This is a genomic window from Runella salmonicolor (assembly GCF_024158025.1).
GTDB lineage: Bacteria > Bacteroidota > Bacteroidia > Cytophagales > Spirosomataceae > Runella > Runella salmonicolor.
On the sequence record NZ_JAMZEL010000005.1, the window covers coordinates 278559 to 295079 of the forward strand.

General features: G+C 40.2%; 9 protein-coding genes. 1 reads left to right on the forward strand and 8 read right to left on the reverse strand.

The genetic code is table 11. The features are described 5' to 3' along the window. Positions 1-8: 8 nt before the first annotated feature. Both NCI00_RS14625 and NCI00_RS14630 read right to left on the reverse strand, forming a co-directional pair. Positions 9-5474, reverse strand: a complete 5466-nt coding sequence (locus tag NCI00_RS14625; RefSeq protein WP_253528938.1) for an alpha-2-macroglobulin family protein — start codon at positions 5472-5474, stop codon at positions 9-11. A gap of 226 nt (positions 5475-5700) precedes the next feature. Further along, entirely contained in the window at positions 5701-6933 is a 1233-nt protein-coding gene (locus tag NCI00_RS14630; protein ID WP_253528716.1) for an IS256 family transposase, read from the reverse strand. Positions 6934-7129: 196 nt separating this feature from the next. Here NCI00_RS14630 and NCI00_RS14635 point away from each other — a divergent pair, with 196 nt between their 5' ends. Beyond that, complete coding sequence (locus NCI00_RS14635) at positions 7130-7261, forward strand: hypothetical protein (RefSeq protein ID WP_253528719.1); 132 nt, start codon at positions 7130-7132, stop codon at positions 7259-7261. Between the two features lie 57 nt (positions 7262-7318). Here the strand turns inward: NCI00_RS14635 and NCI00_RS14640 are convergent, their stop codons facing one another. The 6 genes from NCI00_RS14640 to NCI00_RS14665 form a co-directional block, all read right to left on the reverse strand. Beyond that, on the reverse strand, positions 7319-9385 hold the full coding sequence (locus tag NCI00_RS14640) for a radical SAM protein (RefSeq protein WP_253528721.1): 2067 nt from the start codon (positions 9383-9385) through the stop codon (positions 7319-7321). A gap of 122 nt (positions 9386-9507) precedes the next feature. Continuing rightward, the gene (locus NCI00_RS14645; RefSeq protein ID WP_253528723.1) at positions 9508-11049 is read right to left on the reverse strand and encodes an ATP-binding protein; all 1542 of its coding nucleotides are present in this window, start codon (positions 11047-11049) and stop codon (positions 9508-9510) included. After that, positions 11033-11854: a hypothetical protein gene (locus NCI00_RS14650; protein WP_253528725.1), complete on the reverse strand. Its 822-nt coding sequence runs from the start codon at positions 11852-11854 to the stop codon at positions 11033-11035. Before NCI00_RS14650 ends, NCI00_RS14645 begins: the two co-directional genes overlap by 17 nt. After that, positions 11851-13263, reverse strand: coding sequence for an AAA family ATPase (locus NCI00_RS14655; RefSeq protein ID WP_253528726.1), 1413 nt, complete (start codon positions 13261-13263; stop codon positions 11851-11853). The genes NCI00_RS14650 and NCI00_RS14655 overlap by 4 nt, the downstream gene beginning before the upstream one ends. A 34-nt stretch (positions 13264-13297) precedes the next feature. Further along, entirely contained in the window at positions 13298-14860 is a 1563-nt protein-coding gene (locus tag NCI00_RS14660) for an ATP-binding protein (RefSeq protein ID WP_253528727.1), read from the reverse strand. Beyond that, positions 14853-16520 carry an ATP-binding protein gene (locus NCI00_RS14665; protein ID WP_253528728.1) on the reverse strand — a complete coding sequence of 556 codons (1668 nt, stop codon included), beginning with the start codon at positions 16518-16520 and terminating at the stop codon, positions 14853-14855. Before NCI00_RS14665 ends, NCI00_RS14660 begins: the two co-directional genes overlap by 8 nt. Position 16521: the final 1 nt, after the last annotated feature.

Sequence of the window (16521 nt, forward strand, 5' to 3'; positions counted from 1 at the left end):
TAATAACCTCAATCCACTTTTACCTTCCCACCTCCCGAATAGCTTCTGAAATCGGCCGAATACATCGCATCGGCCGAAACGGGGCCGAGCGTAAATGTACCTTTGGTAATCACCCGCACCATGTAATAAAACGTCTTCGGGGCGTTATCGGCTGTAGTATAATAATTGATGCGGTCGTCGCGAATATCGAAATGATTTGGGATGCTCGGCGCTTTAATCCACGGCATGTCACGCGGTTCGGTCAGGCGCGGATTTTCAATTTCAAAGGCTGCGGGAAGCAAATCCGTTACCACCACATTTTCCACGGGCGAGCCATCGGTACTCGTCAGCGTGATTTTCACCACCACTAAATCATTTTGACGGAACGTACTCAAAGGTTGGCCGTTGCGGCTCAAAAACTGCTTGCGTACCCGCAACCCTGCATCCTCTTCTACATACGCACCCGTGGCGCTCAGTCCTTCGCTTTGCGCAAACCAATAAAGAGAACCCTTGCCGGAAGCTGTAATTTGTAATTTACGGTTTGCGATTTGTGATTTTACTACCAAATCTTTTCCATCAAATGCCGCCAACTGCTTACTGCCTGCTGCCAACTTAGCCGTTACCGTCGAGCCCGCATTTTTCTTAGCCAGTTTGCCCAGTGCCAAAAACGAGAACGCAGCCTCTTGCGTGTTGAGGTAGGCGGTCGAATTGAGCGCCTGCGACAGGCGACGCGCCAACGTCGGAATTTGCAGGTTACTCGCGTCAGTTTCAATCAACGTATTCAGCGTCAACGCCAAATTCCGAATAGGCGACGCAAAACTGCCGCTTAGTTGGCGCGCAGAGCGGGTCTCGGCCAAAGTGGCTGGCAACAAAGCAACGTAGCTGCGCTCATCCCCAATCTGCTTAAAAGTCGCCGCCAGCAGATAGCGCGTATCTGATGTCAACAACTGCTGATTTTGTTTGTAATAATTCATAGAAGCACGGTTGGCTTTTCCGCCCAGCGCCAAGGCATAAAGCGAGTACAGCGACGAACGACTCGCAATCGTCACCTGCGTGTAGCCACTTGCTTCGTCGTAGGTGTAATCATACTCGGTAGCGGGTGAGCCCGTTTTAACGGTCAAATAATCCAACATGCGCCCCAAAGCCGATTGATTGATTTCAAATCCAGCCCGTTGAGCTTCGATGAGAAAATGAGTAGCGTAAGCTGTTCCCCAAGCAGACTCTTCGGTGCTTGCGGGCCAGTAGCTCACCGCACCGCTCGGCAACTGCATACTTTCTATTTTTTGAATGGCCGCCTGTACGTTGAAAGTGGGATTAAAATCACTCTCTCCGCTTTTGACCACGTAGGTCTTTGGCGCAATCGACTTGGCGATGTCGGCAAAATACAGTTGGGGGAATGCTTTGGAGATTGTTTGCTCAATACAACCGTGTGGATAGCCCAACAGATAATCCAAGGCTTTGGCGTATTGCACCATCGGCGAACGACTCACCACCAACTTACTGCTGACCGTTGAAGGAATAAAGCCATTTCCACTTAAATCAACAGTTCCTGCACTCCCACCTGCTATCACGCCTGATTGTGATGTTTTAAGCAATGAAGTGGCAGGACGTATGGTCAATTCGGTTTTTTCGACAAATTTTTCTTTACCGTTGTTGACCGTCACAGTCACACTACCCGTGCCCATTACTTGTGCAGCTTTTACCACAAATGAAGTACGACTTTCTTTTTCGGGTGCAATGCTCAGCGTTTGACTTTTGGCTTGCAGATTCTGAAGCTGACCGTTTACACTCAGGCTTACCTGCACGTTGGCCGCCGTTTTTTCAGTGTTGGTTACGTTGACGGGAACAATCAGTTCATCATCTGGACTCAAAAAGCGCGGCAAAGCAGTACTGATCACGATGGGGTCTGCCACTTTCATGTTTTTGTTGCCCGAACCAAAACCATTGTCTTTATAGGCCACGGCCATGATGCGCAGATCCCCCGAAAACTGTGGAATATCGACTTCAAATTCAGCTTCCCCGTCCATACCTGCGTCCAGTTGACCAGACCAGTAGGCCACCAAATTGACCCGTCCGTTGGAAAGTGGATTGATGCGTTTTTCTAAATCATAACCATCTCCCCCCACGCTGCTGATGGAAGCCAGTGAAAGTTCGGGAAACAGAAATGGGTACAAATCGTGGCTACTAACCTCCAAGGCACGTTTTTGGTAAAAGAACCCATGAATATCTGGCGTTTGAAAATTCTTGATTTGCAAAATCCCTTCATCCACCACCGCCACGGTCACCTGCGCATTGCGAGCCGTTTTGATACGAATCTTTTGCTTGGTTTTAGAACGGGATTTTTCCACGGCAACAATCTCCACGGGCAATTTCGTATCTTCATCTTCGACTTTGACCGAGGCAAACCCGTGCGCTACGGTCAGCGGCAGGTTAGAGTTGTCCAACGGTCGAATCAAAGTTGCGGAAATAAAGACATTCGGCAAATGATTGCTGCCCACGGAGAAACTGAATTCGGCAGATTTGTTATCGGTCGTTAAATAGGTGTGTTCCAGTATTTTATTGCGTTCGACCGTCACCAGCAATTTGCCCACAAACGGTGTTTTGAACAAAACCGTGGCTTTGTCACCTACTTTATAACTTGGTTTGTCAAACTCCATCAGCACTTCGCCTTCATTGCTCACTTCAAACGACGAGGCTGAAGTACTTCCCCAGCCGTAAGCGTAAAAATTGACCACCGAATACCCCGTGGTCGGTGTCCCCACCACCCCACTCGTACGCCGTATCCGCACTTCATATTCGCCCGATACCGTAGGTACGTAACGAACTTCCGCCAAACCGTTTTTGAAATTCACAACGTTGGAATACACTACTTTTTCGCGTTTTTTAGAAGAATAACGCAATTGATCATTTTGTTTTTCCACCACCGTCTGGTAGTCCATGCGAATCACCTCTACTTGCGCCTGCGCCGTTGCTTTGGGCTTGCCATCCTTATCGACTGCCACCAATCCAATAGGCACGGGCGCATTAAGCCCCACGTAGTTATCGGCCATTTTTACCCCGTAAAAAACCTCCTGCGTAAACACATCAAAGCGCTTGAGACGGTTGACGGGGCGCCCCGTTTCGTCAAAAACCGTCACGTAAATTTTTCCTTCTAATACCCCCAAATCCTTGTATTCGGCAGGGAGTGGAAATGCTTCTTTCGCTAATCCATTATCATCGGTCACGCCCTGTCGCAGTACATTTTCAAATTTAACGGCGTTGTCGGGCATGTCGAAAATGTAGTCTTTGTAATTGGCGGCAAAGAATGCTTTGCGCTTGAGCGAAAACTCCATTTCATAATTACGCCCCGACGCGGGCGGCCCAAATAGGTTGAGCGCCGTCGCGTTGAGCGTAATGGTTTGGCCTGTTTGGTAAAATTCCTGATTGGTTTTGGCATCTACCTTGATGCGGTCGGGCATAAATTCCTCAATATTGAGCTTTTTAGAAGCCAGCAACACCTCGTTTGCGTTGTATACTTCCACGCTGTAGCCACCCGTCACGGCGGCTTTGTCGAGTAACAAAGAAGTTTCTACCGCACCTTCTCCGTTGGTCGTTACGCGATAAGTTTTGAGTTCTTTTCCGTTGGGTAGCAGCACTTTAATTTTCAGCGGCACCTCCCCCACACTTTTCCAGTTTTGTTGACGCACCACGGTATTGAAGTGAACCGTCTCGCCAGGGCGATAAATATCGCGGTCGCCGTAGATAAAAGCTTCAAAACCCGAATTATTGTCGCGCTTACCCTCCACTTCAAAACGCGACGTTTCAACCTGCGTATCTTCCAGAAGGAGATAATTAAAATCAGCATCGCGACTTTGGGCTTCACCGCTGTGAGCCACGACCATCGCGATGGAAAAATTGGGGGCTTTTTCCGATAATTTTTCAAACTTAACCACGCCTTTATTGTCGGTCTTTCCTGTCAACACCGTTTGGTTATTGGAAGAAATAAGGCTAATTTCTAGCTTATCTAATGGCTCGGCGGTTTTGATGGAATTGGCGAATACCCATAGTTCATCCTTTCCCTGCTTCGCAATCAACCCAATATCCGACAATGACACCAATTTATTGGCGCGTTGGTATTGCTCATCTTTCGACTGCACGCTCACCAGATAAATTCCACGAAAAGCATTGGGCGCATCTGGCAAGCCCAGATTGAGCGCCGAAACACCTTTGACTTTGGGCAGGTTATCTGTCTCAACGGTTTTGTCGACAATTAGGTCGCTGTAAGATTGGTTGTCATCCTCCTGATAATTATACGCACCCGTAGGCCCCCAATTGTCGTCGCCGCCCAAGTAGCCGTATTCTTCATAACGATTATTTCGCAGGTACTGTAAAATATTATTTTCATAAATCTTGGCAATTTTTACCTGAACTTTAGGCACGTTCACAATTTGCACCCCCACGTTGCGCGCGCCTTTGGACGACAGATACACCGCTTTTTTATTGGCAAATGCAATGCTTGCCGGCATCATGCCAAAGAACAGGTCTTTACTAACCACTTCTTCTAAATTCGCCCCCAAAACGCCTTTCACTTGGTCGGTGAGGGTCATTACGTACGTATCCGTTTCATTAAAATCTCCCCGAATGATAAAACCATTTTCCGTCAGTTCAGCCTTAGTTTGTACAGCGGGCTGAATGGTATAAAAAGTCGACAAATCCACATTTTGGAGTTCCTGCGTGGTCACGACGCGCACCATGCCCTGGTTGTTCTCAAAACCCGTTTTTACCTCTTTTACTTCGAGGGTCGTGGCTGACGGAATCGTGCCAGAGAGCGTAATATCTTCTTTGCTGGTATATGCGGTATTGGGCACTTTCAATCCTTTTTCGACCGACACTTCCAGCGGTTGCTCGTTTTTATCAGCAGCGGCATCAGTCAACGAAACCGTAACGGCCTCCGAAGTTTGCGATTGCGTAATGGAGGAGCTAAGTGCTTTCTCCTCACTTTTTACCTTCAATTTTCCGCCTACGTCGCTCCCATTGACGGCGTAGTTGAAATGCAGTTTGGCTTTGGCCAAAGCTTTGCCCGTTTCGCGCGATTTGGTCCAGTAGGTTTCGGCGTCGGTGAGTTGGAGATATGGCGTATGAAATTCGATTTCTTCACCCGAGACGTCGTATCGTTTTTCAATGGTTTTCTTCGCCAGCTCTTTGCTCAGTTCAGCGCGGTATTCGGTGGCGGGCTCAAAGCCGCTTGCGGGCGAAAAGATCAGTTCGTTGGGCGCGGTCCACTTAAATTTCCCCGCCACGGCAGGGATAAATTCCACAAATTTGGTCGACTCCCAACTGTTCAGTTCCGATTCGGGAACAATGTCTTTGTTGAACGTAAAAACCAGATTTTGGGCCAGATTGATCTCATCCTCAAAATTTCGCCCCACCACCCGAATTTCGTTGAGTTTTCCACATTGTGTGAAGAAAAGTGTGGAAAAGAGAAGCGTAAAAAGAGAAAGACGAACAAATTTCATTTTAGGACGATAAGTATCTTTGTCATTCTGAAAAAAACTGCTTTTAGACCCTTTCAGGGATAAAAAGAAGGCTTGGAAGCAACTGTTAAACAGGGAGCTCATTAGGGTGAGAGGTTTAGAATTTAAGCGTATTAACGCTAAAAGTACGGGAAATTGTTATCACAAAACAACAAAAGAATTTCCCATTTATTTGGCGGCGAGAGTGTTCACTGAACTGTGTCAGTAGTTAATTTTCGAGTTTGTCAATCTGAATTCTATCACCAAATGTAATCAACAATTCAGATAAAATAGATTTCCAATTAAAGGTGGCCTTATTCCAGATTTTTTCCATGTTTTGGATGGCTAAGAAGGCCAATTTCAATAAGGCATTGTCTGAAGTAAAGGCCGCCTTTGTTTTAGTAAATTTACGAATATTTCGGTGATACGACTCAATGGTATTGGTCGTGTAAATGAGTTTACGAATAGGCTCCGAATAGTCAAAAAACGTTGAAATATTAACCCAATTATTGGTCCATGTACCAACTGCTTGCGGATAGATTTTTCCCCACTTTTCTTCAAGGATTAATAAGTTGTCTTCGGCTGTCTTGAGATTAGAAGCCTGATAAACAGCCTTTAAGTCGACCATAAACTCCTTGACATTTTTATCGGGAATCAGTCTCAGTGCGTAACGAATCTGATGCACGACACACAACTGAACCAAGCTCTGAGGGAAGACCGTTTGAATTGCCTCCGGAAATCCTTTTAGACCATCCACACAGGCAAAAAGTACATCTTCTACACCACGTTGTTTGAGGTCCTGTAAAACCGATAGCCAAAACTTAGCACCTTCACTTTCTGAGAGATAAATACCTAAAACTGCTTTCTTTCCATGTAAGTTCAAGCCAATTACACTGTATAAAACCCGAGTGACTACTTTGCTGCCGTCCAGTCTCACCTTATAGTACATGGCATCTAACCAAAAAGCCACATAAACACTGTATAAAGGGCGATTTTGCCACTCTTTCAAAACAGGCAATATTCTGTCGGTTATACTGCTCAATTCTCCTGCGGACAGACTGAATCCATAGAGTTCCTGTAAATGACCTGAAATATCCGAATAGCTCATCCCGCGGCCATACATAGAAATGATCTTTGATTCTAACTGATCCGTTAAAACCGTTTGACGTTTGGGGACGATGATTGGCTCATAGCTACCGGCTCGGTCGCGAGGTGTTTCCAAGTCGAATTTGCCCATGCTACTGCGTACCTGCTTTTTACCGCTTCCATTCCTACGGTTGGAATTGGATTTAGCCTGTTCTTCACGTAAATGAGTATCTAACTCACCTTGAAGAGTAGCTTCCAGAAAGTGTTTTAATAAAGGAGTGAAAATACCATTCTCGCCCATTAAAGGCTTGCCTGCATAGAGTTCCTTCAAAGCTTCCTGCTTGAAACTCTCATAATCGAACGAGTCGTTTTGCATGTTTGTGTCGTTTGTGTAAAGTTATGAATTTGACTTTACTGACACAGTTTGGTGAATACTCTCTTGGCGGCCTGTAAACCCGCTCCATCCTGCCGTCTGTACCTTTACGCCACGTCATTCAGGGTGTTTGCCACCTTTATTTTCAGGCTTCATTGGGTTGTTTTTGATTTGCATCATCCTCCTTATATTTACCCGCGTGCACAAATCGTTCATTGTTGCGATTGAGTCCATTCAGAAAATAGAGCGCCATCAACTCACTTTGACCAAAGGAAATGTGCCGATTGGAGAACTGTACCGCGAGGGCTTGGAGCGGTTGCTGTTGCGATAAAAAAAGAGAGCCGCCCTTTTATTTGGCGGCTTAGAGCTCTTTTCTGCAAAATATTCCCTATAAATGACTTGAGATAGCCAATTTATCAACTTTACGAGAGCGTATAGAAGTTGATTTAAAGAGCCTCCTTACATTAGAAGTTTCAAAATCATACGTCAAAGTCAAATCAATAAATTGATCTTCTTTTATCAATTTGTCATATTTAGCTTTTAATTTTTGGTATGCGGTATCACTCCGCTCTATACTCCCTCTTGGAATAGTATAATGCCTTAAAAAATGTTTTACCCGTGGAGTTAAGGGAGTATCACCAATAATCTCTTCTGTAAATTTACTATCGTGAATGATTTTTTTTGCTAATTCCCATTCTTCAGGGTAGTTAGTTTTTAAATCTTGATATTCATTTTTCCAAACAGGGGTATAGCCAATTTTATCATCATCCCTAAAATCATAGCGGTAAACAATATAAGTTTCCGGCATATAAAGTATTTCAAAAAACTCCTCTAAATTCTTTCCAAATGCTGCCTCAAAAAAGGAGGTTTTTTCATTCTTATTAGCAGGAGCTACGATTCCTTTGGTCACATTAAGGATTGATTGTATTGCTCTAATGTACTTTTTATTCCAGTGAGTTCCTGTAAACTCCCTATGTTTTGCTTCTTCTCCAAACAAAGGTATATACTTCATTGGGAATGAAAAAATGGCAATATCAAGTTCCTTACATAACTCTACATTAATTTTCAGCCTCTCATATAGGTCTTCGGGCTTATCTTGAAAGTTGTAAAGTATATAATTCGATAACTCTTTAATTCCATATTTTGCCGCAAGTTTTACTGCGGCCACATATTGTTTCTTCAAACCGATATAGTCAAAAGCAATGCGTAATGGGCGAATAGGTATTTCGCTCATTTTCTGCATGATTTCTTCTGTTACATAACGGCAATCCGTACCTTGATTGAAATCAACGTACCTCAATTTTGGTGATTTTAGACGAAACTTTTCATAAATAACTTCAATTTGTGGGTATGCCTTCAAAATACCTTCTTTGGTAGTTGTATCAAAATCCAACAAATTATTTTCTGCAAGTACATTATAATAAGTTTGCGCTACTTCTTTTTTCAATCTTGGCACTAACTCATGGAGCAGTCGAAATGCCCTTCGCATGAAACTGTTGTCATTATAACCGCTCTGAAGGTTTTTAATGGCTATTTCTAATTGGTTAGGCTCTATAAAGGTTGCTCCTTTATAAAAACCCATCGCCTTTATTTCATCAATAATCTCAAGAAATTTGGGAGAAGCTAAAACGTTATTGTCCATTAAGAGAAGGTTTTGTTGGTCTCCAAACCTTTCTTTAATATCCATAAACTTATCAATTGTCTCTATTTTAGGCTTGTATGTAGGCTCTAATATTGGAACCGAGCAAAAGGAGCACTTTCTGGTGCATCCCTTTGTCATAAAAGTAAAATAAGCACTCCGTGTTGGGTATTCGTAGTCAATTTCATCCAATATCGAATAATCCAGCGGAAGGTTATCAATAACAATACTTTTCGCTCTTGGATTTCCGGGGTCTAATATTCCCGGTTTATCCAAAAGGCCCTTCATAGGCTTAATACCTGTTTCTTTTTCCAATTCCTCATGCAATAAAGAAGCAAGAACCCCTCCAACGTGCAATTCTTTAGGATTTTTGACTAATTTTTTACAGAACTCTATTGTTTCTACTGTTATTTTCCAGTAAAAAGTAAATAAAGTGGTGACGTAGATTCGGTCAAACTTAGGAGACTTAGTATAAATTTTTTTTCTGAAAATATCTGCATAGTTATCTAACTTGCTAATAATCAATAATTCAGATTTACTTTCTTCTAAGTTTAACTCACTTAAGATTTGGCTATTTTTAGTCTTGATAAATTTTTTAATAATAGCCTGTTTAATATTCCAATTTATGGAATTGTCAATAAAATTCAAATCGTTTAAACAATCTTTCCAAAGCTCATCAATGACCAAATCTTTTAAATCTCCTTTAAAATAACGCACCTTATCGCCAAGCATACGATGGTATGTGGCAATTTTCATCAGCCCGATTGGTGGGTATTTATTTGAGTAGTTGGGTTCTATAAGTAGTATGTTACGCATTATGGCTTAGATTTAAAAAATCGAATGTGGATAGCAGGTCTTTGCGAAATTATACGCCCAGATCTAGAGTCTAAGTTTTTGAAAATGAAATTATTATGATAAATTATTCTTTTATCATTTTTTCAGTTATACTTTTGAACAATTCGTTTTTTAATCATCTCAGATGTATTAAAATCAAGTACATCTTCCATGATATCAAAGATTTCTAAAACGACTTTTTCTTGTTCAGTATTAAGTTTGGTAAATGTTGGCGGATCATACTGTGAGACTTGTGCCTCTTGACTATCAAGAGGTTGTACAGTAGTATCATTATTTCCAATAATATTTTGATATAGATTTTTTACAGGTGTAATATCTTGAGATTTTTTTTCAATTTTCTTAATGACATCTATTGCTTTGACAGCCTTTTTTTCCATTTCCTTTAACTTGTTTAAATGGAATTTTTCTGTAGCTTCATTGCCAAATGAGCCTTTTTTGGTCATAAACTTTTCACGCTCTATTTGATAAGCTTTTATTTCTTGTAACCTGTTATACAATTTTGACGCGGTTTGAGCAAGCCTGTTTTCTAAATTCTGTGCGGTGAAAATCTTCTTTGCATTTTCCTCAAATTGTTGACAAGTCGAGTTTTCGTTAAAATAATCTCGTCTAGCATTAGGAACGAACCCTTCATTTACAGTGTGAATCTCTCCTATAAACCTTAGATTAGTTCTTTCTGCATCAAAAAATCTTTTACAGGTAGACTCGTCTCCCAAAGCAATGTTTTTTGTCCGTATTCTTATTCCTCGTTCAATATTGGACTCCGGAATTACAACATTGCTATTATTTCTGTATCCGTACCAACAAATTGCCAACAATTCCTGTGAGTCGTTTGTAATATCCACGAAGTCAACCCCGATGATGTTAGAAGCGTCTTCGTTTTCGTCATTGAATTTGTCTTTATACGCTTTGAAAAGTGTTACATTATTGAGTACTATATTATATTCATCTACTATTAGGTTTCTGGTTTGGAGATGATTTTTTATTTCATTGGCGTAAGAGAATGATGAGCTAAACGGGACGGGAGCCACCATTGACAGGTATTGCTGAACCTTATTGATGTCTAATACTTTACTACCTACGTTCACATCTTCAAGAATTACCCGAAAATAATGTTTATCTGCATCTTCCACTGTTTTGTCAACAGACGTAATGATACTGATTGCGGCAGCAGCGTCACTGGTGTCTTTGCTATCCTCAATTATTCTTTTTAATAGCTTTGCATCAAGCACCATTTTACTGCGAACCGCTTCATCTTTGTAACTGGTTTCAAAGATTAGCCTATCGCAATATCCTAGACCGCCAAGCCGTCCGATTCCTCTGAACCCCCTCTGCTTAGTACTGTCCTTTTGAGAGTTTGCAACATCCCCCAGGAACTGTAATGCATCTTTTTGAGAAACCCCAGTTGCATTATCACTAATTACAATTCGTTTTTGCTCAACATCAATCTCAATTTCGACTTTTCCATCACTTTTAGAAGATAAAATACCCAATTGTACTGCTTGGTCGATCTGGTCGACAGCATTTTGTATATATTCACGGAAGATGAATCTGGCATCATCATACATACCTGATGTCAGCGTTTCCAGAACCGTTTTACCTATTGTAGGGTTAAAACTTTCTTCCATTTTTATTAAATTTATTTTTTATCTTATTAGGAATGTTGCCTCCTTCGTCAGACACGTCAAAACCATGATAGGTTCCGTCATTTGAGTCAACAAACCTGACGTACACTCTATTTTCTGCATCAAAATTATAGTAATCATTGTCTAGTAGGTAGGATGTCCTTAAAAGATTTTGTGCTTTTGTTGTGTCACCCTCTCTTTCATTGTAGCAACTCAATGGAGAAACTTTACCTCCTGCCTTGTACTGGTCGTGCTTGGGATTATGTTTGAATTTGATTTGGTACTTCTCAAAAAACTGTACTACATCATCTTCTGATTGATACCAAAGTGAGTCTATCTCAACTGGTTTTGTTTGTTTCGTTATACGCAGATTTTCAGCATGGTTGTGAAAATAATTGTAAGCGATGAATTTATATCCAGTAGCCTCGTTCACGCATAAATGGAGTATTTGGCTGTAAGATTCATGTTTAAGGTCATCACTAAAGTAATCTTTCACGATATTGGGGCTTATTGAAACCGTTGAAGCATCTCCGTCTTCGTATGGAAACCAATCAGTAGAAGCTAAAAAAGAGAGTGTTAAGGTGCTGTAGTCTGGATTTATCTCATTGATGCTACAGTAAGGAAAATCCGACATTAACAAGTAGTATAATTGTTTTCTCAATAAGATAGGTACCCGATTATCCTTAACCTGTTTGTACACAGTAGGTGCTAAACTAATCAGATGATAATAATAATGCTTGTTTTTGTTGAAATCCTCTTGATTCCAAGCAAAAGTAGATATATCTAAAACCGCTGCAAAATGGGTCATTTTTTAGAATTTAGTCGTTTATTCATCTGTGCTTTTAATATCGCCCTTATTTCTACATCTGGCTTTTCTATGAAATCTTCGGGGAAATAATCCAATATCCCCGTATCATCAATGTTGATATTTCTAAATATTAAATCGGATGATGACGCTTCAATAAAGGTCAAAGCAATTTTATCCTTAAGCAAATTACTTGAGTCCTCGGCAATTCTTCTTCTAAGCCTTGTAATAAAGTGGTCGCTATGTGTCTCCACTATAACTTTTTTGCCTTGCTGTACCATACAAATCATGAAGTCTTGCAAATGACTTTGCAATTTTGGGTGTAAGTGTACTTCGGGCTGTTCTATAATTAATGTCTCGCCAGCAGAAAGCCTTAAACCCTCTATAATGATTGGCAATATCTGGCTAATTCCGAACCCTACGTGCCTGATACTAGACTCTACCCCCATCAGGTTTTTTACATATATGATATAGGAATCGCTTAGTTTTTTAGAATAAATATCAGCGCATAATTTGAATTTTTCACATATCCAATACTTAACAGCCTCCATGAATGTCCCTTCTTGCTTAACAAACTGCACTGATTCTGTAATATCTTCAACTATCCAATAGATTATTTTTTGACTTGCAAGTGCTTCAAGAACTTCTGCCGTGTATTCTCCGCGAGTGCCGACAGTTGTGTGTTTCCCTACACGTCTATACTCTTCTTTAGGTTCTTCTCTTGAAGGTCCGACATAATTAAGACTGGTAAGAAAGTCCTTTAATATAGTTTTAATACCATCCAATTTTAGAACCTCTTTTACAACATTTCCCTTACTATCATCATACTCGATTTCATAACTGGTTGGAATAAAAGCAGAATAGCTAATACTTTTTATCTGATACTGTCCCTGTTTTTCGTATAGATTTTCATTATTAAAAACAGCTACGTTAGTTTCTATATCATATCCTTTAGAAGTGTTGATCAATTTTACAAATTGCTCTGGTTTTGATGTACTATCAGGAATGAGAAATTTAGCCTCAAAAAAAGATATATAAATATTATTTTCTTTTGTATCAAACTCAAAGGAAATAGATAAATCATAGTTCTCGAATACGTTGTACAGCCTGATTTCGGGGAAGCCTTCATATCTCTTAAGTTCCGATTTATCAAAAAACAGAGATACTTTGAGTTTTGCCCCATTTGCTCGGCTATTCAAAATATCCGAGTATTGCCTCACTGGAAATAACTTCCCGTCTAAATACAATGGAAACTGGGCAGAATCGAGCTCAATTGTTTGCTTCAATAAAAGTAATAGCTGTATAAAAGAAGACTTGCCAGTGCTATTTGTTCCAGATAAAATAGTCAAGGGAAGCAGTTGATATTTTTCTATCGAACCTATAGATTTAAAATTATTTATTGAAATTCGCATTTTTTACGTTTTAATGAAATTCAAAATTTATTGGCTATTTGAACTCCTCTTCAATTTTTTGTATTACTAATTCAGCTCGCTCATTATCCAAAGTACGCTTAATTATATCATAAATCCTTGAAACCAGTTTACGTTGCTCTTTTGAAAGTTTACTCAACTTATCTGTACGATAAACAGGCTTATCATTAATTTCAGGCAGTACAGTTTCTATTAATCTGTCGGTTTTTACTACCCTGTCTAACACTTTAAACAAAGTACTATTGTCTTCTTGTTCTGCCTGTTGTTTTAGCCTTTGAATTGTCTTTTGTCCTTTTTCAGCTTTTTCCTTTTTAGTATTCAGCTCATAAATTAACTTTTGCTGTTCTTCCTTATTGACAAAACCCTGCCTCTGCTTCTCCTCATACTTTTTTTGTTCCTCTGCGAAGTTATCAATATCCCTTTTTGCGCTAAGGCCATCAGAGGTTTGGTTGGCTAATTTCTTTATTTTCAAACAAGTCGGCTTCAGCTTGTCTTTCATTTCAGAATAGGTATAACTATCAACAAAGTCATCTCGTCTTCCGTTAGGGATAAGTTGATTGTGTAAAGCATAAACTTCTCCGACCACATAAAAATTAAATCGTGTATCCGTTGGATTAGAGCCAAAAAGGCTTTCTAAACGATTTTCATCTCCTATCTGTATGTTATCCTTCCTAACTCTTAGTCCTCGTGCTTTGTTCGACTTGTCTAATTGTCTCCCCTGAATATCCGAAATACTATGCCAGCCCCAAAAAATTAATTGACCATTTTTATCGTAAGACTTAAAAAATGTCAAATCTAAAATATCTCCTGTCTTCTCACGGAAAGGGTGTGTGTTCTTACTTCGATAAAGTGTCGTTGTGTAACCTTTATAAATTTGTTCTGTTCCAACAAACACCTTATACTCGTCAATTTTGATGTTTTCTTTTTTTAGCTCTTCGTAAATTTTACTCTTATAATAAAATCCGCTGTCAAAAGGAACCGGTGCCACCATCCGCAAATAATCCGTAATTTCCTCTTCATCTAAAATTTCAGCGTTAGTTACTCCCGTCATTATTACTTTAAAATAATGCTTCTCTACACTCTCCGGTTCTTCATGAAAACCTGTAACCGTTGTTATTACATGCTCGGCTTCTTCTTTCTTGGTTCTGTCATTTACAATCTCTTTGAGGCGTTTTGCGTCCCATGTCATGATTGACTTTACATTCTCCCCTTTGAATGACGTCTCAAAAACAAGTCTGTCACAGTAACCAAGCCCTCCTAAGCGACCAATGCCTCTAAATCCTTTTTCTCTTCCGATTTCCTTCTCGGATTGTGCCACATTCTGCAATATTGGTACTATTCGACTACTTGATATTCCCGTCCCATTATCTTCAATTTCAATTGATTTTTTCTCTTTACTAATTTGAATATGGATAGCCGCTTCTTGTGAAGTAAGAAGCTCCATAGAAATGGCTTTATCCAAAGCATCAGCTGAGTTTTGTATGTACTCACGATATACACACCGTGGGTCGTCATACATCCCTACAGTTAAATTTTCAATAACAAACTTCCCTATAATTGGTGTAACGGGTTTATCCATTTTTAAATTGTCGATAAATTGGTTTGGGGAACTTGATGTTTAGTAATGATCTGAATATTGGATTTTGCAAAATGTACTCACCTTGCTCCAGCCTTGTCATCATCGACTTATAGACTGCTGGAACATACTGGTAGTCACTTTTTGATACTTCAATAGCATTGGAACGCCCGTATGCATGAGTAGCACAGTTCCCTTTTACCCTGTCATGGATGTCACTTTTGAACTGTTCAGCTGAGAACAGAACAATACCTAACGAGCGACCTCGCTCAGTTACCTCCAAGACCCGTCTCAAAATAGGAGAGTTTTTGGGGATATCCTTTGAAGCATATTTGTTCAATTCATCAATGAAAATGATAATTTTAGACGGTATATCATCTTCATTTCTCCCTTCAACAGGCTGCCCTAACTTCAAATCATAAATAGCACTTACAACATCTCCGAAAACAAATCCTTGCATTTCTTCGCTCAGTTTGGCTATATCAACTACCAAAACATCGTTTTTATTAATCTTTTGAATAGCATCTTGCAACCTTACTCCCCCTTTTATGTCCTCAATATTATCGTTGAAAAGGTGATGATTCTTTTCAAATACCCTATTAAAATGGCGACTGAACTTTCGCCAACTCAAAACCGTAATTTCCTTATCTTTGCCTGTATTGCCGCTTTGCTTGTATTCACCCAACTTTGTTCTAAAATCAGACCATTGGGTAACGGAACTGAACTCGCTATTTTCGGAGGCGATTTGAGCGACAATACTTGACATGGTTTCATTAGTGTCATCAACATTGGCAAATAGCATTTCTATTTTCTCTTTGTCGCTTTCGTAAGTATATGCGTATTGATATGCTTTTCCTGCTCCTCGTTGGCCTTCGAAATCACGGCCATATGTAACACTTTCAAAGTTTTTGGCGTAAGGGTAAAAATATTTGACATTCTCAAAAGGTGTAGGAGGAATCCCCAATTTCTGTAAATAAATTTCTCTGTCTGCCTCGTTTAATTCATCGTTTTCTTCGTCCAAACCTAATAAATCCCTGCCTTTTACATTCAATACAACAAAAGCCACACTCTCATTCATGCCACCAGTATTTCTAATGTATTTGTCCTGTATAGCTTTCATTAGGAACATGGCATAGGAAGTTTTGGCAGCCAAACCTGATATACCTGAAATATTCAAATGCGCTCCTTCCGGGCCAATCAAGAAATGTGAATTGAAATGCACAGGAATAGTAATGGGGTTTTCCTCGTACATTTCAATGTAACCGCAGGGAACAGGATGTTTTATATCAGAAAGTCCCAACGCCTGCCTTATATCGTCTTCGTTAGCTAATGAAACAGGCTGGCCGTCTAAAACAGGTGTGTAAATACTGCCTGTGTTGCCAACGACTCTGGCTTTTACATAGTTCATACCTATTCTGTCTGTGTTAGTCGTTGCGTCAACATCACCAAAATCACTTGAAATAAACCCTGCTAACGAACTGGCACTATCTGTTATGTGGGAGATTTCCTCAACTACTCCAAACGTAGTTGAATGTTTGATATGCTTTACTTTTACTACATCAAAAGGTTTAATAATCAGATTTTTTTGCGTCCAAAAGTAAAATTCATCTACTGTTGATGGTGCACGTTCAGTAGCAACTACTTTTCCTATCTGTTGTATCATG